General features: G+C 68.4%; 17 protein-coding genes. 4 read left to right on the top strand and 13 right to left on the bottom strand.

All coding sequences use genetic code 11. The annotated features are described in order from the left end of the window. The coding region (locus G7B71_RS10615) for a DEAD/DEAH box helicase (protein WP_166040656.1) at positions 1–980 on the bottom strand (980 nt) is incomplete at its 3' end. 90 nt (positions 981–1,070) lie between these two features. On the opposite strand from G7B71_RS10615, the gene G7B71_RS10610 reads away from it, so the two are divergent. After that, on the top strand, positions 1,071–1,715 hold the full coding sequence (locus tag G7B71_RS10610; protein ID WP_166040654.1) for a hypothetical protein: 645 nt from the start codon (positions 1,071–1,073) through the stop codon (positions 1,713–1,715). Between the two features lie 97 nt (positions 1,716–1,812). Further along, on the top strand, positions 1,813–2,007 hold the full coding sequence (locus G7B71_RS10605; RefSeq protein ID WP_166040651.1) for a hypothetical protein: 195 nt from the start codon (positions 1,813–1,815) through the stop codon (positions 2,005–2,007). A gap of 46 nt (positions 2,008–2,053) precedes the next feature. Here G7B71_RS10605 and G7B71_RS10600 read toward each other — a convergent pair whose 3' ends face one another. The 8 genes from G7B71_RS10600 to G7B71_RS10565 all read right to left on the bottom strand — a co-directional run bounded on the left by G7B71_RS10600 (position 2,054) and on the right by G7B71_RS10565 (position 8,087). Beyond that, positions 2,054–3,067, bottom strand: coding sequence for a polyprenyl synthetase family protein (locus G7B71_RS10600; protein WP_166040649.1), 1,014 nt, complete (start codon positions 3,065–3,067; stop codon positions 2,054–2,056). Between the two features lie 8 nt (positions 3,068–3,075). Next, positions 3,076–3,825: a sporulation protein gene (locus G7B71_RS10595; protein ID WP_166040647.1), complete on the bottom strand. Its 750-nt coding sequence runs from the start codon at positions 3,823–3,825 to the stop codon at positions 3,076–3,078. A gap of 19 nt (positions 3,826–3,844) precedes the next feature. After that, positions 3,845–5,263 (bottom strand): sensor histidine kinase, encoded by a 1,419-nt coding sequence (locus G7B71_RS10590; protein ID WP_243406204.1) that lies wholly within the window; start codon positions 5,261–5,263, stop codon positions 3,845–3,847. A 76-nt stretch (positions 5,264–5,339) separates the two neighbouring features. Then, complete coding sequence (locus tag G7B71_RS10585) at positions 5,340–6,005, bottom strand: response regulator transcription factor (RefSeq protein WP_166040644.1); 666 nt, start codon at positions 6,003–6,005, stop codon at positions 5,340–5,342. A gap of 120 nt (positions 6,006–6,125) precedes the next feature. Then, a complete protein-coding gene (locus G7B71_RS10580; protein WP_166040642.1) occupies positions 6,126–6,431 on the bottom strand; it encodes a hypothetical protein in 306 nt (101 codons plus the stop codon). Positions 6,432–6,624: 193 nt separating this feature from the next. Then, complete coding sequence (locus tag G7B71_RS10575) at positions 6,625–7,167, bottom strand: DUF4199 domain-containing protein (RefSeq protein WP_207774774.1); 543 nt, start codon at positions 7,165–7,167, stop codon at positions 6,625–6,627. Positions 7,168–7,186: 19 nt separating this feature from the next. Next, positions 7,187–7,573, bottom strand: a complete 387-nt coding sequence (locus G7B71_RS10570) for a VOC family protein (RefSeq protein ID WP_166040639.1) — start codon at positions 7,571–7,573, stop codon at positions 7,187–7,189. A gap of 97 nt (positions 7,574–7,670) precedes the next feature. After that, the gene (locus tag G7B71_RS10565; RefSeq protein ID WP_166040637.1) at positions 7,671–8,087 is read right to left on the bottom strand and encodes a LuxR C-terminal-related transcriptional regulator; all 417 of its coding nucleotides are present in this window, start codon (positions 8,085–8,087) and stop codon (positions 7,671–7,673) included. 105 nt (positions 8,088–8,192) lie between these two features. On the opposite strand from G7B71_RS10565, the gene G7B71_RS10560 reads away from it, so the two are divergent. Continuing rightward, on the top strand, positions 8,193–9,803 hold the full coding sequence (locus G7B71_RS10560; RefSeq protein ID WP_166040634.1) for an amidohydrolase family protein: 1,611 nt from the start codon (positions 8,193–8,195) through the stop codon (positions 9,801–9,803). An 18-nt stretch (positions 9,804–9,821) separates the two neighbouring features. Here G7B71_RS10560 and G7B71_RS10555 read toward each other — a convergent pair whose 3' ends face one another. Next, positions 9,822–11,084 carry a DUF4118 domain-containing protein gene (locus tag G7B71_RS10555; RefSeq protein WP_166040631.1) on the bottom strand — a complete coding sequence of 421 codons (1,263 nt, stop codon included), beginning with the start codon at positions 11,082–11,084 and terminating at the stop codon, positions 9,822–9,824. A 111-nt stretch (positions 11,085–11,195) separates the two neighbouring features. On the opposite strand from G7B71_RS10555, the gene G7B71_RS10550 reads away from it, so the two are divergent. Beyond that, entirely contained in the window at positions 11,196–12,971 is a 1,776-nt protein-coding gene (locus tag G7B71_RS10550; RefSeq protein WP_166040629.1) for an ATP-binding cassette domain-containing protein, read from the top strand. Here the strand turns inward: G7B71_RS10550 and G7B71_RS10545 are convergent. From G7B71_RS10545 to prsK, 3 genes are all read right to left on the bottom strand, one after another. Then, on the bottom strand, positions 12,968–14,809 hold the full coding sequence (locus G7B71_RS10545; protein WP_166040627.1) for a tetratricopeptide repeat protein: 1,842 nt from the start codon (positions 14,807–14,809) through the stop codon (positions 12,968–12,970). The two genes, G7B71_RS10550 and G7B71_RS10545, sit on opposite strands and share 4 nt — an antisense overlap. A gap of 167 nt (positions 14,810–14,976) precedes the next feature. Beyond that, entirely contained in the window at positions 14,977–16,341 is a 1,365-nt protein-coding gene (prsR, locus tag G7B71_RS10540; RefSeq protein ID WP_166040625.1) for a PEP-CTERM-box response regulator transcription factor, read from the bottom strand. Beyond that, positions 16,338–18,419: an XrtA/PEP-CTERM system histidine kinase PrsK gene (prsK, locus tag G7B71_RS10535; protein WP_166040623.1), complete on the bottom strand. Its 2,082-nt coding sequence runs from the start codon at positions 18,417–18,419 to the stop codon at positions 16,338–16,340. Before prsK ends, prsR begins: the two co-directional genes overlap by 4 nt. Between the last annotated feature and the right edge of the window lies 1 nt (position 18,420).

Raw genomic sequence — 18,420 nt, 5'->3', positions numbered from 1 at the left:
TGACGGCCGGCGCGGCCGGCGCGCTGGGTGACCGCGGCCTGGCTGGCGCGCTCGGTGACCAGGCGGGTGAGGCCGGCGGCGCGGTCGTAGCGCGGGCGGCGGGCGAGGCCGGAATCGACGACGATGCGGACGCCGTCGAGGGTGAGGCTGGTCTCGGCGATCGAGGTGGCGAGCACGACCTTGCGGCGGCCCGCCGGAGCGGCGGTGATCGCGGCGCGCTGATCGGCCGGGTCGAGGCTGCCATGGAGCCGATGGAGGTCGGCGTTCGCCGGAAGGGCGCCTTCGAGCCGCTCAGCGGTGCGCTCGATCTCGGCGACTCCGGGCAGGAAGGCGAGCAGGCTGCCCTCGGCCTCGGCGATCGCGCGGCGGATGGCAGGGGCCATCTCGTCCTCGATCCGGCGCTCGGACGCGCGGCCGAGATGGATCAGGTCGATGGGATGGCTGCGGCCTTCGCTGGCGATGACCGGCGCGTTTCCCATCAGTGCCGAGAAGCGCGCGCCGTCGAGAGTCGCCGACATGGCGAGGAGGCGCAGGTCGGGGCGAAGCGAGGCCTGGGCGTCGAGCGCGAGGGCGAGGCCGAAGTCGCTGTCGAGGCTTCGCTCGTGGACCTCATCGAACAGCACCGCGCCGACTCCCGCCAATTCGGGGTCGGACTGGATACGCTTGAGGAAAATGCCTTCGGTGAGAACGGTGATCCGGGTCGCCGCCGAGCGCTTGCTGTCGAGGCGCGTGGCGTAGCCGGTCGTGCGGCCCACCGGCTCGCCGGCGAGCTCCGCCATGCGCTCGGCCGCCGCCCGGGCCGCCAGCCGCCGCGGCGATAGAATCAGGATCTCGCCGCCCGCCAGCCAGGGCTCGCCGAGCAAAGCGGGGGCAACGGCGGTGGTCTTGCCCGCGCCTGGAGGCGCGACCAGCACCGCATTGCTGCCGTCGCGCAAGGCGGCAAGCAGGTCGGGTAGGACGGCATGGATTGGCAGTGTCACAAATCAAACATACCAGTATGGGGATTCGCCGACGCCAGTTTGGACGGCGGACAGAGGGACTGAGTAATGCCGCGACGATTTGCGATCCTGATGATCATCCTCGTCAGCCTAGTAGGGTCGGTTGGGCCGGCTCACGCGGACATCCGAGCAACATATCGCAATGCCGAAGGCGCCACCATCACGGTGGACGTTGCCGACAATGGAAACTCGCGCATCGACTTCAGCGGTCAGCCTTTCTTTCTGATTATACGGGAGGGGGTGTCCTACATAGCGTACCGCCCCCCCGCTACGCCCTTCGTTGCGCGGACGAATGATCTTCAGACACTGATCTCAGAGCGCGCTGGTCCGCTCAATTATCCGATGACTCATCAGGCGTTAGTCGAACGGGGAACGTTCGCTGTCGCTGGCCGCACGGGACGAGCCTTCTGGCTGAATATCCCCGAGCCGCAAACGCGGCCGGTGTTCGTGCTCTCAACCGATCCCGCACTTGCGCCGCTCCGGTTGCCCATGGCGGAGCAGATGGACTTTTCCTTCGACTCTATCCGCATGACGAATGGAGAGATTCCTTCAGTCATGCTTCAGATGCGGCGGGAGTTGGACGCAGGTGCTCCACTCATCTTCGTCGGCTATTTCCTTGAGCGGGTAACTCATGATCGTGTCGACGAAGCGCGCCTGGCTCTTCCATCCGAGCCGGTCTCGATGGACCAGCTGCGCGCCGGAATTCCCTCGCGCTAACCCTTCGATCGACGATTTCATCGCGGTTTGCGGCGATGCTCGCACCCAAAAGAGTGCCCCTACGTTGGCCGCTCAAACTCATCGCGGAGATCGCATCATGGCCAAGACCCTGTCCGAATTCACGATCAACGGCACCGGCGCCGACACCTATCTGCTTCGCTTCGCCATCGACGACGGCGAGACGCTGGAAGTGAATGCCACCTTCGACCAGCTCGACCTCATCGCCGAGGCGATCGACGACCTTCTCATGGCCGACGAGGAGAATGCGCTGGAGGTGGTCAGCGAGGAATAGTTTCCCGCCCTGAAAGGACGGGAAGCAGCGGCGCGCGCTTGGCAGATCAGTAAGCCCGCGCCACCGCGAACTCGACCGCTTCGGCCATTGCCGCCTTGGCTCGGCTGGCCGGGAAGGGGCCGAGCGCGTCGATCGCCTTCTGGCCGTAATGGCGGGCGCGCTCGATCGTGTCGTGAAGCGCCTCGGTCGAGGTGAGGAGGCGGCGGGCATGCGCCAAATCCTCGTCCGACTGGCGCTCGCCCGACATGGCGGCGCGCCAGAAGGCGCGGTCCGTCTCGGAGCCCCGCGCGTAGGCGAGGATGACCGGCAGCGTGACCTTGCCGTCGCGGAAATCGTCGCCCTGGTCCTTGCCCATGGTCTCGCTGGTCTCGGCATAGTCGATCGCGTCGTCGACCAACTGGAAGGCGATGCCGAGGTTGCGGCCGTAGCTCTCCAGCGCCCACTCGGTCTCCTCGTCGCGCTCGGCGACGACCGCGGAGATTTTGCAGGCGGCAGCGAACAGCGCGGCGGTCTTGGCGCTGATGATGTCGAGATAGCGGTCCTCGCCGGTCTCGACCTGGCGCTGGGCGGAGAGCTGGTTGACCTCGCCCTCGGCGATGATGTTCGAGGCGTGGGAGAGGATCTTGAGCACTTTCAAGCTCCCGTCCTCGACCATCAGCTCGAAGCTTCGCGAGAACAGGAAGTCGCCCACCAGGACGCTCGCCGGATTGCCCCAGATGATGTTGGCGGTGCGCTTGCCGCGGCGAAGTCCCGATCCGTCGACGACGTCGTCGTGAAGCAGGGTCGCGGTGTGGATGAACTCGACCGCCGCGGCGAGCTTGAACTGGCGCGTGCCCTGATAGTCGAGCAGGCGCGACGAGGCCAAGGTGAGCATCGGCCGCATGCGCTTGCCGCCGCCCGCGATGAGGTGGCCGGCAAGCTCCGGGATCAGCGCGACCTCGCTCTGCATGCGCTCGAGGATGACCGCGTTGACCTGGTTGAGGTCGGCCGCCACCAGCCGGATCATCGGGTCGAGCGACGGCTCGGGGCGATTGCCCAAATGGTGGACGGTGGCGGTCATAGAAGTCCTCAGGCGATCACTTGCTGCAGCATATGGGCGGCCGATTGCGGGCTGCTCGCATCGACGGTGACCCGGCGCCAGCTTTCGTCGGTGCCGGTCATCTCCATGAGCAGGCCGCCCAGGCCACGGGCGGAACGGTCGAGCTGGACCATAAGCTCCACCTGGCTGCCATTCTGGTTCTCGAACACCAGCTCGATCTCGTCATAGCGGGCGCGGCCGTAGCCGGCGGGGCGGAACTCGAACTCCTGGACCCATTTGCGGCCGAACCAGGACGAGCGGGCGTCGATGTCGACCTTGTAGAGGCGGAAGCCCAATTGCTCCATTGCATGGAGGACGTTCGACTGGGCGGTGGTGGGATGGACCTCGAGCGCGTCGCGGTCCGACGGGTCGACCGCCCACGGCACGTCGAGGCCCGAGCGCAGCCACACGAAGTTGCGGCCGCCGAGGCTGGTCACCGGCGTGTGCGCCGGCAAGGCGAGCTGGAACGGAATGGAATGGTCGCGGCCAAGCTGGATCGGGCCCGGCAGGGAGGATCCCGCGATCACCTCGTCGGCGCTATATTCGTCGTCGCCCATCTTCTTGACGACGCGGGCGACCAGCTCGATCACCGCCTTGCTCGCGGTCTGGGCGGAATCGCCGCCGCGGATGTGAAGCGTGCCGGTCAGCATGCCGCCGGCCTGGACCCGGTCGGTGTCGAGCACGGCGTCGATCGTCGGCCCGCCGACTCCCAATGCGCGAAGGAACGACTTGAGCGCCATCTGAATCTCCCCCTTGCGGTTACGCCGCGGGCGTTACGCGCTCCGGCGACATCCGGCAATTGGGGAGGCGAAGGCGTGCGAGCAAGCCGCCGAGGTCCTCGCTCTCCTCGAGATGGATCGACCCGCCATAGATTTCGGCGACGTCGCGGACGATGGCGAGGCCGAGGCCGGTGCCGGGCTTGTCGGTGTCGAGGCGCGCGCCGCGGCTGAACAGCTCCTGGCGTTGCGCCTCGGGGATGCCGGGGCCGTCGTCCTCGACCTCGATCTCGACGCACTCCGCGTCCCCGCCGACCGTCACGAAGACGCGGCCGTTGCCATATTTCGCGGCATTCTCGATGAGGTTGCCGAGCATCTCGTCGAGGTCCTGGCGCTCGATTCGGACGACCGCCTCCTTGTTGCCGGCCAGATCGATGGTGACGTCCTCGTAGAGGCGCTCGACCGCGCGCTCGACTGCCTTCAATGCCGGCCACACTTCGGTGCGGGCCTGGGTCGACGAGCGCCGGCCGACGGCGCGGGCGCGGGCGAGATGGTGGTCGACCTGGCGGCGCATCGTCCGCGCCTCGCGGATCACCGCCGAAGGCAAATCGGAGCTCTTCGCCGACGCGGCGTTGGTGATGACGGTGAGCGGCGTCTTGAGCGCGTGGGCGAGGTTGCCGGCGTGGCGGCGCGCTTCCTCGGCCTGCTGTTCGTTATGGGCGAGGAGTGCGTTCACTTCCTCGGTCAGCGGTGCGATCTCGCGCGGCAGCCGCTCCTCGATTCGCGCCTTCTCGCCCGACCGGATCTGGGCGAGCGCGCGCCGCACCCGGCGCAGCGGCCACAGGCCGTAGATCGCCTGAAGAGCGGCGAGAACGATGAGGCCGAGGCCGAGGATCCCGAACGAGCGGACGAGGGTGCGGCGAAGCACGAGGATCTGCTCGTTGAGCCCCTCGCGATTCTGCGCGACCTGGAAGCGCCACATGGTGGTTGCGCCGGGCAGCCGGATGTCGCGCTCGGCGATGCGCAGGACCTCCGGCTCGAACTCCTCGCTGTCGCGGTAGACGGTGTCGGAATGGACGACCGTTCGGTCGACGCGCAGCTGGCGGTCCCACAGCGAACGCGACGGCAACGGGTCCTGCCCGGGCGCCGAGACCTGGAAATAGACTCCGGAATAAGGCTCGAGGAACGCCTGGTCGGCCGGCGCGCGGCTGAGCAGGATTTCGCCGTCGGGACCGATCTCCGACGAGGCGATCAGCGCGGTGAGAACATAATCGAGGCTGGCGTCGAAATTGCGGGTGACGGCGGAGGTCAGCACCCGGTCCAAGGTGAAGCCGCCGACGCCGAGGAGCACCAGGATCCACAAGGCGGCGATGCCGATCATGCGCCGGGTCAGCGACCCGCCGACCGGGGACTGGGTCCCGTCTGCCCCGAAGGTGCGGCGCAGGCGCGGCAGCCGGATCATCTTCATGGCGCGAGGCTGCCGGTCATGGCGCCATGGTGGAAGCGGTCACGTGACCCTGCGATGAAGGCGGTTGCGCTCAGGCGCGCGGCTCCTCCAGCGAGTAGCCGAGCCCCCGGATGGTGGTGATGACGTCGGGGCCAAGCTTCTTGCGGATGCGCGTCACGAACACCTCGATCGTATTGGAGTCGCGGTCGAAATCCTGGTCGTAGATATGCTCGATGAGCTCGGTGCGGCTGACCACCTTGCCCTTGTGGTGCATCAGGTAGGACAGAAGCTTGTACTCCTGCGCGGTGAGCTTGACCGGCTCGCCGCCCAGGGTGACGCGGCCCGAGCGGGTGTCGAGGCGGACGTCGCCGGCGGTGAGCTCGGACGATGCGTTGCCCGAGGCGCGGCGGATGAGCGCGCGCAGCCGGGCGATCAGCTCCTCGGTCTGGAACGGCTTGGCGAGATAGTCGTCGGCGCCGGCGTCGAGGCCGGCGACCTTGTCCGACCAGCTGTCGCGCGCCGTGAGGACGAGGACCGGGACTTTAATCCCTTCCTTGCGCCAGCGGTCGAGCACGGTCAGCCCGTCGACCTCGGGCAGGCCGAGATCGAGGATGATCGCGTCATAGGTTTCGGTGGCGCCGAGATAATGGCCGTCCTCGCCGTCGGTGGCGAGATCGACGGCATAGCCGGCGCCTTCGAGCGTCGCCCGCAGCTGTCGGCCGAGATTGGGTTCATCCTCGACGATCAGGACCCGCATGCTTCCATCCCTTCAAAATCGCTTGGCGGTCATTACGCGCCAGCCACGACTTCGTTCATGTTCAGGAATATGGCGAGAGCAGGGCCGCCGTCAAAGCCCCAACGTCTCAAGCCGCGAAAGTCAGTTGCCGGCGTAGCCGAGGATGCGGCCGGTGCGGGCATCCACGTCGACCCAGATCACGTCGACCCCGCGCATGAAGCGCAGGCGATAACGGGTGCCGTCGGCGATGAGATCGGCACCGATAAACTGGGCGCCGGGAATTCGGATTCGCTCGCGGATGACGTTCAGGGGCAGGATATCGCCCTCACGCACGCCGCGCTGCGCCTGCTGCTGCGACTCGCGGAAGCGCGGCCAGTCCTGGGCCTCCGCCGCGGTGGGTGCGGCGAGACCTGCCGCGAGGGCAATGAAGGGCAAAAGGAAACGCATGATACTCACGCCTGCGGGTAATACGGGGGTTCGTCCACCGTTCTAGGCTCAAGGCATTGAATATGCCCTGAATGTGGGAATTCGCTCCTGTTCATGTTGCCGGGCGGCCACAGTCGCGGGCCGCCGCCGAGCCCGGATTCGGCATCCTGATCATGCGCCGATCAGCCGGCGGGAGGCGGGTCCCGGTGAGGCGCTAGGCGGTCGCGCCGGGACGCTGGGGCGGGAGGATGCGCGGGTTGCGCAGCAGCGCGGCCGAGACGAGCGCGACGATCAGCCCGACCGGGAAGATCTCGCTGAAGGTGATCGGGACTCGCCACAGCAGGCTCCGGTAGCGCTCGCCCCATATCGCCATCGTCTCGCGCGTGTCGGCGATCTCCTGGGCGCTGGCGCCGTTCGCCTCCATGTCGGCGAGCATCTGGGCCTGATAGTCGGCCATGAAGTCCCAGCCGGTCGCGGAGAGATAGATTTCCCAGCCAAGGATGTAGATGAGCGCCGCCACCAGAGCCATGCCGAGGCCGAGGCCGAAGGCGCGGCCGAAGCGGATCACGCCGCCGCATTCGACGTCGCGATAGCGCTTCACCCCGACGAAGATCATCGACAGCGCCACCAGCATGACGAGATAGCCGAACAGCATCGAGCCGTGGCCGAGGCCGGTCACGCCGGAGAAGAACACGACGAGAGTGACCGCGATGATGATCGCGCCGGCGAGGCCGCCATAGATCAGTGAGTAGCGCATGATCTCTCTCCCCAGTGGCTCAGCCCTGCTGCGCCGGCTCCCACAATTCGATCGGATTGCCTTCGGGATCGTGGATCCGGGCGAAGCGGCCGATGCCCATCGAATCCCATTCTTCCTTGGTGATGATGTCGATTCCTGCGGCGCGAAGGCCCGCGAGCATGGAATCCATGTCGTCGACCCGCAGATTGACCATCGAGGTCTTCTCGGCCGGGAAATAGTCGCTCGATTCCTTGAACGGCTCGAACACCATCGGCCCGCCCTGGTGGAACCACACCCATTCGTTGGACTGGCCGTTCGCGTCGGTGCCGCAGCCGCCGCCGACGCCGAGATGCTCCTTGTACCAGGCTTTCAGCGCCGCCGGGTCCTTCGCCCGGAAGAAATAGCCCCCCATTCCGATGACCGGCATCTGCTCCCCCTTCTGATTTGTCGGGTCCGGGATACAGACTTCCGGAGCCGCGGCCTATCGCCCGAAAGGGTGATTGGGCCAAAATCGGTCGTTCGGGTCAGGGAATGAGGGCGAGCATCCGCGCCTTCTCGATCGCCTGGACCCGGCGCTGCACCTCGAGCTTCTCGTAGACCCGGGCGATGTGCGTCTTCACCGTGTTGGGCGAGATGCCGAGGCGGCGGGCCATCTCCTTGTTCGATTCGCCCAGCGCAAGCGCACCGAGGATCTCGACCTCGCGCGGGCTGAGGCCGAGCGAGCGGATCGCCGCCTCGTTGCGCAGGAACGGCCCGTCGGGAACTCGGCGCGGAGTCAGCTTGATGCCGGCCCAGATGCCGAGCCCGACGAAGGCGGCGGCGACCAGCGCGACATAGATTTCGAGCGTGAAGGCGCGGGCGAGATAGCGATATTCGAGCCAGTTGAGCAATGCGACGGCGAGCGCGAGGGCGACGGCGTAGAGGATGATCGTCCGGGCCACGGCGGCAGGTTTGCAGATTCGCCGGCCCGCGTCACCCCGGCCAAGCTTTGGCATGGCAAGGGCGGCGCGCATCGCTAATGTCGGCCGGCAACCAAGGGGGCACGGATGAAATCTGGCTGGATCGGCATGGCGGCGGCGGTCGCAGCGGCGCTCGTGGTGGCGCCGGGATCGCGGGCGCAGGGGCCCGCCGGCATGGAGCGGGTGCCGGACCGCCAGCCGGGCGAGGGCGAAGGGCCCTATCGCCGGCTCGTCATCCGCGGCGCGACGATGATCGAGGGCAGCGGCGCGCCGCCGCGCGGCCCGGTCGACATCGTCATCGCCGGCAACCGCATCGAGAGCATCCGGAGCGCGGGCACGCCCGGCCTGCCGATCCGCGAAGGCCGCGAGCCGCGCGACTTCGACCGCGAGATCGACGGGCGCGGGATGACCGTCCTGCCCGGCTTCGTCGACGTCCATGGTCACAATGGCGATCCCGACAAGGCGCCCAACGCGACCTACGGCTACCGGCTGTGGCTCGCCCACGGAGTCACCACGGTGCGCGGCGTCGGCCTCTATTCGGGGCCGAACAACGCCTCATTGAGCGACCGCGCGCGCAGCCAGGCCAACAGCATCGTCGCGCCGCGCCTCTATGCCTATTGCGCGGTCGGTGACTGCTGGCCGAACGGGCCGGTGCGCAACGCCGAGCAGGCGCGCGCCTGGGTGCAGTGGCTCGCCACCCAGGGCTATGACGGGGTCAAGCTGTTCAACGGCGAGCCGGCCGAACTGACCCGGATCGTCATCGAGGAAGCACGGCGGCTTCGGCTCGGCACCGTCGCTCACTTGGGGCAAGGCGGCGTCGCCGAGGTCAATGCGGACCGAGCGGCCGAGTTCGGCCTCCAGGGCGTCACCCATTTCTACGGCCATTTCGAGAGCCTGCTGAGGGATCGGCGGCTGCCCTCCTACCCGGTCGACTACAATATGGCCGACGAGCAGTGGCGGTTCAGCCAGGTGGCGCGGCTCGCCGACCAGTCGGTCGAGCCGGGCTCGGAGGAGTGGCGCTCCTATCTCGAGCGGCTGCGCGAGCGCGGCGTCTACATGTCGCCGACCTTCAACATCTATTCGGCCGGCCGCGACGTGATGCGGGCGCGCACCGCCGAGTGGCACCAGCGCTACACGCTGCCGTCCCTGAACCGCTTCTTCCAGCCGAGCCGCGAGCATCACGGCTCCTATTTCTGGGACTGGACCACGCATGACGAAGTCGCGTGGCGGCGCTTCTTCCAGCTGTGGATGCGGCTGGTGAACGACTACAAGAATATGGGCGGGGCTGTGACGGTCGGCTCCGATCCGGGCTTCATCTACCAGAGCTGGGGCTTCCCCTACATCGCCGAGCTGGAGATGCTCCAGGAAGCGGGCTTCTCGCCGCTCGAGGTGATCCAGGCGGCGACGATCAACGGCGCCCGCGAGCTCCATGCGGCGCGCGGCGCGGAGCCCGAATTCGGCCTGATTCGGCCGGGCATGCTGGCCGACCTGGTGATCGTTCCGGGCAATCCGCTCGCCAATCTCAAGCTGCTCTACGGCACCGGCCACGAGCGGCTGAACCCCGAGACCAACCGGGTCGAGCGGGTCGGCGGCGTCCGGTGGACGATCAAGGACGGCATCGTCTACGACGCGCCGGCGCTGCTGGAGAGCGTCGCGCGAATGGTCGAGGAGGCGCGGGCGCGGGAACCGGCCGGATAGGCCGCTGCCGCGCATCGATCATCGATCCTGTTGCCGGGTCTGCCCACCGCCCCGCATGATGTCCTCAAGGCGGAGCCGTTCATGGGCGAGCGCCGCTTGGGCAATCAGCGTCGCGAGAAGCACCGCCCGATCAGCCGGCACCGGGTTGCGCCCGTCGTCCCGCGCGAGGGCGACAACCGCCAGCGTGCCGAGCGAGGTCTTCAGCGGATGGAATTGCCAGCTTGCCTCGGCAAGCACCGATGTTCCGCTCCCGGCCGCCTCGCCTCGGGACCAGGCCCAGTCCAGCGCCGCCTGGTCGAGCGGCGCGAGAACGGCGCCAGGGGGAATGGCGGCGGCAATTTCGAGGGATCCCGATACTTCCCGAACCACTATGGTGTGGACCCCGAGAAGCGCCCCCACCTGCTCGCAGACCGTTTCGGCGGTGGCGGTCCAGTCGGAAACGCGGGTCAGTTCCAGCGCGAAGGAGGCGATCCCGGCATTTTCCTGGGCGCTGCGGTCGCTCAGCGCGACCCTGCCGCGCAGCGCCGACGTGAGCATGCCGGTATAGAGCGCCACCAGCAGCAGCACGGCACCCATGAACCAGCTCTGGACCAACCATGGCTTCAAAACGAAAGCCGGCGAGAGAAAGAAGAAATTGTATCCGAGTGCGGAAAGCAGTGCCGCGACGAGCGCGGGCTTGATCCCGAGGCGCGCCGCCGCCGCGATCACGGGAACAAGGAAGAGAAGGCCAAGAGACCTGATCCCTGCCAGGCGATTCAGGAGGTAGGCCGCGAAGAGAGTGACCGCCACCGCGCCGGCCGCATAGGCGTAGCTGCGCAAGGACGCCGCTTCCAGGCTCATCAAGCGTCCGGCGGGCCGGCTGCGCTGGCTCGGCACCACATGGAGGACGAGATCCGTCTGTCGGCGCATGAGATTCTCGGCAATCGATCGCCGCCACGGCGGCCGCGCGCGTCGGTGATGGCCGACGACGAGGTGGCCCGCCGGCGAGATTTCGAGATGCTGAGCAAGTCCATCGGCGACCGTCGCGGCTGGAATCTTTGCGACACTGGCACCCAACTGAGCCGCGACTCCAAGCGCTTCGGCAACGGCGGCCGGATCATGGCCGTCGCGGCCGACCGAAGGCTTCTCGATGTGGACGGCGTGCCAGTGCGCGCCGAGCCCATCGGCGAGATGCTTGCCGAAGCGGACGACGGCCGCGGCGTCCGGACCGCCGCCGACCGCGACGAGGATTTCCTTCTGTGCGACGGGCGGGCCGTCATTGCCGGGCGGCAAATCGCGCATAGGAACAGCTACACTGACCGGCGCCCCTGGTCCAACGGGACCGACGGATGCTTTTCTTCTGTCGTGTCCGAACCCTATGAGCCTTTCCACACATTATCCTGAGCGAATCCCATGTCCGCACCCGTTCTCGCTTACGAAAATCTCGGTCTCGTCCAGGGCTCCGGCTGGCTGTTCCGCGGCCTCGACCTGTTCATCGGCGCGCGCGACCGGCTCGCGCTGATCGGCCGCAACGGCGCCGGCAAGACGACTTTGCTCAAATGCCTCGCGGGCATGATCGAGACCGACGAGGGGCGGCGGACGATCCAGCCGGGCGTGAAGGTGGTGCTGCTGGAGCAGGACCCGGACGTCAGTCGCTTCGCAACCCTGCGCGACTTCGCCACGGCCGGCGGCATACCCACCCATGAAGTGGACGCGATCGCGTCTCAGATCGGCATCGATCTCGACCGGCCCGCCGCCACCGCGTCGGGCGGCGAGCGGCGCCGGGCGGCGATCGCCCGCGCTCTGGCGCAGGAGCCGGACGTGCTTCTGCTCGACGAGCCGACCAACCATCTCGATCTCGCCGCGATCGAATGGCTCGAGGACTGGCTCGGCCGCTATTCCGGCGCGTTCATCGTGATCAGCCACGACCGCACCTTCCTCACGCGCCTCACCCGCTCGACCCTGTGGCTCGACCGCGGCGGGATCCGGCGGGCGGAGATCGGCTTCGGCGGCTTCGATGCGTGGACCGAGAGGGTTCATGCCGAGGAGGCGCGCAACGCCGAGCGGCTCGACGCCAAGCTCCGCATCGAGGAGCATTGGCTGCTTCGCGGGGTCACCGCGCGCCGCGCGCGCAACGAGGGCCGCAAGGCCAAGCTGATGGAGATGCGCGCCCAGCGGGCGGCGATGCTGGGGCCGGCCGGAGTCGCCAAGATCGGCCTCCAGAACGATGACTCCAAGACCAAGACCGTCATCGACGCCGACCGGGTCGCGAAGCGGTTCGGCGACCGCACGATCATCAAGGATTTCACCCTGCGCATCCAGCGCGGCGACCGCATCGGCCTGGTCGGCGCCAACGGCGCGGGCAAGACGACCCTGCTCAAGCTGCTCACCGGCGAGATCGAGCCGGACGAGGGCCGTGTCACCCGCGCCAAGACGCTGACCGGCGTGATGATCGACCAGCAGAGGAAGCTGCTCGATCCGGACAAGCAAGTCCGCGACATCCTCGCCGACGGCGGCGACTGGATCGACGTCCGCGGCGTCAGGAAGCACGTCCAGGGCTATTTGAAGGACTTCCTGTTCGAGCCCAGCCTGATCGACGCCAAGGTCGGCACCCTGTCGGGCGGCGAGCGGTCGCGGCTCCTGCTCGCGCGCGAGTTCGCCCGGCGCTCCAACCTGCTGGTGCTCGACGAGCCGACCAACGACCTCGACCTCGAGACGCTGGACCTGCTTCAGGAAGTGATCGCCGACTATGACGGCACCGTCCTCATCGTCAGCCACGACCGCGACTTCCTCGACAAGACGGTGACGGTGACTCTCGGCCTCGACGGGTCGGGCAAGGTCGACGTCGTCGCCGGCGGCTATGAGGATTGGGAGCGCAAGCGGCGCCCCCACGCGCACAATCCCAAGGTCGCGGCGCCGGCCAAAGCCGAGGCGAAGCCGGCGAGCCGGCAAACCAAGCTCACCTACAAGGACCAGCGCGACTTCGATCTGCTGCCGCAGCGGATCGACGACCTGGAAGCCGAGATCGCCCGCGACGAGGACATTCTCGCCGATCCCGACCTCTACACCCGCGACCCGAAGCGCTTCGCCCAGCTCATGGCCGCGATCGAGAAGGCCCGCGCCGAACGCGACGCGGCCGAGGAGCGCTGGCTGGAGCTGGCCGAGCAGGTCGAGGCGCTGAGCGCCTAGCGGCCGGCGACCTCAGTCGGCCTCAGTAGCACGGTTTCAGGCCGCCCCCGGCGCGCAGCGCTGAGGAGGGCGAGGGCTTCGGCCACCTGACCGCGGCGGAACAGGGTCCAGCCCAAAGTCTCGGCGGTCGCCGGGTTGGCCGGCGCAAGGGTCCAGGCGCGGCGGGCGTAGAGATAGGCGAGGTCGTCGTCGCCGGCGCCGCCATGGGCCCAGGCGAGATTGTTGAGCAGGGCGGCGTCGCCATTGCCGATCCGCTCGCGCAGGCGCTCGTAGCGCGCGGTGGCCTCCTCCCACTGGCCGGACAGCAGGGCGCGGCGGGCGAGCATCGTCTGGGCACTGAGGTTGCGCGGATTCTGCGACTCGAACAGGCGCAGCACGCCGTCGGCCGCCTGCCCTTGGCCGGACCGCTCCAGCGCATTGATCAGGCGCATCGCGGTCGGCTCGGTGAAGGCGATATTGGCGGCCCGGCGATAGGCCTCGGCGGCGGCGCCGTGGTCGCCGCGCGCCGCCATGACGTCACCGGCGAGGAGGTGAGCGTCGGCCGCGCCGGGCATCTCGGCTTGGAGCGCCCGGGCGCGCTGGAGGGCCTCGTCGAGATTGCCGGCGACGAGCAATTGTCCAACCGCCCGGACTTCCGGATGGGAGGAGTCCGACCACAGCCAGCCCGGCGCCGAGGCTTGCTGCGGCCGCTGCGCCCGGGCGCGGTACTGGGCGGCGAGCGCGCCATTGCCCTGACGGTCGAAAGCGGCTGCGACGAGGCTCAGCGTATAACTGTCGGCGTCCGGGCGGTCCGCGATGATCCGAGCCGCCGCGATCGCCCCGGCCGGGTCGTCCATGTTGAGGCGCGCGGCAGCGAGCAGGCGGCGGGCCTTGAGATTGCCTGGCTGAAGCTCGGCTAGGCGGGTGAGACGCTGGGCCGCGCCTTCGTAATCCTCCGCCTCGTAGGCGAGCACGGCAGACAGCATCATGCCGGCCGGCATGCGGTCATAGGCGCCGCGAGTGCGCGCGTAGAGGGTGCGGGCGAGCGGGTACATGCGCGCCCGGGCAGCGAGCGTCGCCTGAAGGAAATAGGGCAGGGGATGGTCTGGCGCGAGCGCGAGCGCGGCGCGGCTGTCGGCGACCATCGCGGTCATTCGGCCGAGATCGCCGTTGGTGCTGGCGCGCTCCAACAAGGCGGCGAGGTTGCCGGGATCGACCTCCAGCGCGCGGTCGAACCAGGGGATGGCGGCAGCGAGGCCATATTGGCTTCGGGTCAATTCGCCACGCATGAGAAGCGCGTTGGAATCGCGCGGATTGGCGGCGACCGCGCGGTCGGTGGCGACCAGCGCCGGGCCGAGGTCGCCGATCGAGCGGCGGAAGCGGGCGATGTCGAGCCACACCGCGCTGTCGTTCGGGTCTGCGGCGACGGCGCGGTCGAAAGCCTGCATTGCGGCGAGCTGGTCGCCGGCGGCGAGCAAGGCGAGGCCGGTGACCCGCGCGGCATAAGCCTGATGCTCTGGCGTCGCCTGTGCGGCGAGCTCGAGAGCGCCGCGCGGGTCGCCCTGGAGCAGCCGGGCGTGGGCCATGAGGTGGCGGATGTCGGCCGCCGGCGCACCGTTCTGGCGGGCGCGGGTCAGTTCGGCCTCGGCGGCGACTCCGTCGCCGCGGTCGAGGAACAGGCGCGCCTGCATCAGCCGCGCGGGGACGTGGTTCGGCTCCGCCTGGAGCACGTTCATGAACGCGATCCGCGCCTCGCGCATGCGCCCGTCGCGATAGGCGGTGACGCCGGTCTCGTAGGATTGTTGCGGCGTCGGCGAGGAGCAGGCGGCGAGGGCGAGAGCGAGGGTGAGGAGGGCCACCAAAAACCCTCCCTGTCGCCGAAGGCGATGGGGAGGGGGACCATGCGAAGCATGGTGGAGGGGCATGGCGCGGGTCCCGGCCAGTCCCTCCACCACTCGCTTCGCGAGCGGTCCCCCTCCCCATGCGGCTGAGCCGCACGGGGAGGATCTATGGTGGCGCCACCACATCACGGCTGCAGCTGGTACTGCTTCATCAGGTCGTAGAGGGTGGGGCGGCTGATGCCGAGCAGCTTGGAGGCGCCGGAGATGTTGTTCTCCGTTTCCGCCAAGGCCCGGCGGATGGCGCGGCGGTCGGCGGCCTCGCGGGCGCTCTTGAGGTTGACCGGAAGCGAGTCGCCGTCGCGGTCGGGGAGGTCGAGGTCCTCGGTGGTGACCAGCTTGCCCTCGGCCATGATCACCGCCCGCTTGATTCGGTTCTCGAGCTCGCGGACGTTGCCCGGCCAGGTCCAGCTGTTGATCGCGGCGAGCGCGCCGGGCGAGAAGCCCTTCACGCTCGGGTTCATCTCGCGGGCGAAGCGGGCGAGGAAATGCTTGGCGAGCAGCGTCGCGTCGCCGTGGCGCTCGGCGAGGCTCGGGATCTTCACCACCACTTCGGCGAGGCGGTAGAACAGGTCCTCGCGGAACGTGCCGGCCTGGATCATCTCCTCCAGATTCTGGTGGGTTGCGCACACGATCCTTGTGTCGACCGGGATCGCCTTGCGGCCGCCGATCCGCTCGATGACGCGTTCCTGGATGAAGCGCAGGAGCTTGACCTGGAGCGGCAGCGGCACGTCGCCGATCTCGTCGAGGAACAGGGTGCCGCCCGCGGCCAGCTCGATCTTGCCCTCGGTGGTCTTGATCGCGCCGGTGAATGCGCCCTTCTCATAGCCGAACAGCTCGGCCTCGAGCAGGTTCTCGGGAATCGCGGCGCAGTTGATCGCGACGAAGGCGCCGGAGCGGCGGTTGCTCGCCTGGTGGAGGCCGCGGGCGATCAGCTCCTTGCCGGTGCCCGACGCGCCGAGAAGCATCACCGACACGTCCGTATTGGCGACCCGCTCGATCGTGCGCGCGACCTTGGTCATCTCCGGAGCGGCGGTGACCATGTTGCCGAGGATGGTCCGGCCCTCGCCGACCTTCTCCTCGAGGCGACGATTCTCCTCCTCCAGCTCGTGCAACTGGAAGGCGCGGCGAACGATCAGGCCCAATTGATCGATGTCGACGGGCTTGCGGTAATAATCGTAGGCGCCCGACGCGACGGCGCGCAGAGCGCTTTCGTGGGCGCCGTGGCCGGTCGCGACGATGACCTTGGTCTGCGGCTTTAAGGACAGGATGGTGTCGAGCGTGGCGAAGCCCTCGGTGACCCCGTCGGGATCGGGCGGAAGGCCGAGGTCGAGCGTCACCACGGCGGGCTCGGCGGCGCGGATCAGGTCGATCGCGGCGTTGCGGTCCGACGCGATCAGCACCTCGTAATCGTCATAGGCCCACCTGAGCTGCGCCTGCAGGCCCTCGTCGTCCTCGACGATCAGGAGCTTGGGTTTGAATTGAGCATTCATGCGCTGATCCGTTGCGTGATGGGGTTGGCCTCGCTGTCGGCGAGGCGAAGCCGGATGATGAAGCGGGTCCCGGCGCCGGGGCGGCTGTCGACCTCGATTCGGCCGCCCATCTGCTCGATGAGCGCGCGCGCCTCGTGGGCGCCGATTCCGAAGCCGCCGTCCTTGGTCGAGACGAACGGCTGGAACAGGCGGGCGCGGACGAACTCGGCGCTCATGCCGCAGCCCTGGTCGCGGACCTCGATCACCGCCTGGCCGTCACGTGGCATGAACGCGATCTCGACCGGCGCCTCGCGCGGGCTGGCGTCGATGGCGTTCTGGACCAGATGGGTGACGGCGGCGTCGAGAGCGGCGGGGTCAGCCAGCGCGAAGATGCGCGCGTCGCCGGACAGCGTGACCGGGTGGAGGCGCTTCTTGGCCTCGGCGACCGGCGCCAGCACCTGCTGCAGGTTAATGGGGCGCGGGGCGAGCGCGCCGCGGTCGCTCTTCGCGCCTGGCGCGATACGCGCGAGCAGGTCGTTCATCTTCTTGACCGAGCTTTGCAGGGTCAGCGCCATGTCGGCGCGGAACGCCGGATTGTCGGCGTGGCGCTCGGCGTTGCGGGCGACCAGACTGAGCTGGCTCACCAGGTTCTTGATGTCGTGCATGATGAAGGCGAAGCGGCGGTTGAACTCGTCGAAGCGCTGCGCCTGGGCGAGCGCGTCCATGGTCTGCGCCTCGGCGATGTAGCTCGCCGCCTGGCGGCCGGCGGCGCGGAACAGGTCGAAATCCTCCCAGTCGAGCGCGCGCCGCGCCGGCGGATGGGCGATGACGACGAGGCCGACGAGGCGGCCGTTGTGAATCAGCGGAATGCCGGCCCAGGCCTCGGGCATGTCGTCGAACAGGTCCGGCATTCGGGCGCGGTCGACGCCCGCCCGCAGCTCGCCGCCGCTGATGCCGGCGAACTCGATGATGTGGCCGGTGCGCTCCAGCAGGCCGATGAGCCCGCTCCAGCTGTCCTCCGATGCGTCAGCCGGCGGCGTCCAGTTCCAGGTGCCGGCCGGGCTGAGGCGGTCGTCCGCTTCGCGCAGCAGCAGCATGCCGGCCGGCGCGCCGCCGATATCGGCCATCGCCTTGATCACTCGCTGCTCGAGCGGCGCCTCGCCATCGCTGACCGTGGCGGTGAAACGCAGCCACTCCTCGCGATAGTCGTAGCGGTGCTGGAACAGGTGCTTCTGCACCATCACGTTGAACCAGCCGCGCGCGCGCGCCGAGGGAAGCAGGATCAGCGCCGCGATGCTCATCGCCGCGAGCAGGGTGAGCTCGGCAATCTCCAGCCAGCCGCCGCCGGTGAACTCCACCGCACGGCTCACCGACATCATCAGGATCAGATAGCCGACCAGGACGATGAGCGAGAGCGACTGGAAGGTCGCGGCGCGCGACAGCTGGACCTTCAGGCGGGTGCTGCGCTTGAGGCCCATGGCGAAGATCGGGACCAGGAAGGCGATCATCACGCCGCGCATGGCAAGCAGCGCCTCGGCCGAATCCCGGGTCAGGTAGGAAACGGTGTAGAGATGGAGATCGTAGACCCACATCAGCGCGAGTGCGACCATCGCCGGCCGGATCACGCCGCGCGATTCCGGGGTCGCCTGGCCATAAACATTGTGGACCAGCACCAGGGCGCCGGCGGCGATGGTGAGTCCGATCATGTCGCGGGTCGAGACGAGCGCCTCGATCAGCGCCGGCACCTGCTCGAAGCGCGGCATCAGCCCGGCGAGGACGATCTGCAGGGCGATCACCGCGGCGACCGTGCCGTAGACGATCTTGACCGGGCCCTGGCGGTAGCCGTCCTCCTCGCCGTTCATCAGCCCGTACATGAAGGCCAGGAAGGCGAGGTCGCGGGCGCTGTCCGCCATCAGCGACAGGAAATGATAAGGGCCGAGAAGGGCCATGAAGATCGACCACACCGTCATCACCGCGAAGGCGGTGATCAGCGGCCGGGTCTTCTCGTCGCCGCGCCATTGGCGCAGCTGCCACAGCACCAGCCCGGCGAACAGGCAGGCGGCGAGCAGATGGCTCCACAGGGCGACGAGGCCGATCATC

Source organism: Sphingosinicella sp. YJ22, from assembly GCF_011320075.1.
Taxonomy (GTDB): domain Bacteria; phylum Pseudomonadota; class Alphaproteobacteria; order Sphingomonadales; family Sphingomonadaceae; genus Allosphingosinicella.
This window is presented reverse-complemented; position numbering and strand designations above follow the sequence as displayed.

What these genes read in the sequence shown, in the direction of transcription:
- G7B71_RS10595 (WP_166040647.1), bottom strand. Translation starts at nt 3,825, where the DNA reads ATGGCGCTCAAGTCGTTCCTTCGCGCATTGGGAGTCGGCGGGCCGACG.
- G7B71_RS10585 (WP_166040644.1), bottom strand. Translation starts at nt 6,005, where the DNA reads ATGCGGGTCCTGATCGTCGAGGATGAACCCAATCTCGGCCGACAGCTG.
- prsR (WP_166040625.1), bottom strand. Translation starts at nt 16,341, where the DNA reads ATGAATGCTCAATTCAAACCCAAGCTCCTGATCGTCGAGGACGACGAG.
- G7B71_RS10580 (WP_166040642.1), bottom strand. Translation starts at nt 6,431, where the DNA reads ATGCGTTTCCTTTTGCCCTTCATTGCCCTCGCGGCAGGTCTCGCCGCA.
- prsK (WP_166040623.1), bottom strand. Translation starts at nt 18,419, where the DNA reads ATGATCGGCCTCGTCGCCCTGTGGAGCCATCTGCTCGCCGCCTGCCTG.
- G7B71_RS10590 (WP_243406204.1), bottom strand. Translation starts at nt 5,263, where the DNA reads ATGATCCGGCTGCCGCGCCTGCGCCGCACCTTCGGGGCAGACGGGACC.
- G7B71_RS10605 (WP_166040651.1), top strand. Translation starts at nt 1,813, where the DNA reads ATGGCCAAGACCCTGTCCGAATTCACGATCAACGGCACCGGCGCCGAC.
- G7B71_RS10575 (WP_207774774.1), bottom strand. Translation starts at nt 7,167, where the DNA reads ATGCGCTACTCACTGATCTATGGCGGCCTCGCCGGCGCGATCATCATC.
- G7B71_RS10610 (WP_166040654.1), top strand. Translation starts at nt 1,071, where the DNA reads ATGATCATCCTCGTCAGCCTAGTAGGGTCGGTTGGGCCGGCTCACGCG.
- G7B71_RS10555 (WP_166040631.1), bottom strand. Translation starts at nt 11,084, where the DNA reads ATGCGCGATTTGCCGCCCGGCAATGACGGCCCGCCCGTCGCACAGAAG.
- G7B71_RS10600 (WP_166040649.1), bottom strand. Translation starts at nt 3,067, where the DNA reads ATGACCGCCACCGTCCACCATTTGGGCAATCGCCCCGAGCCGTCGCTC.
- G7B71_RS10550 (WP_166040629.1), top strand. Translation starts at nt 11,196, where the DNA reads ATGTCCGCACCCGTTCTCGCTTACGAAAATCTCGGTCTCGTCCAGGGC.
- G7B71_RS10560 (WP_166040634.1), top strand. Translation starts at nt 8,193, where the DNA reads ATGAAATCTGGCTGGATCGGCATGGCGGCGGCGGTCGCAGCGGCGCTC.
- G7B71_RS10570 (WP_166040639.1), bottom strand. Translation starts at nt 7,573, where the DNA reads ATGCCGGTCATCGGAATGGGGGGCTATTTCTTCCGGGCGAAGGACCCG.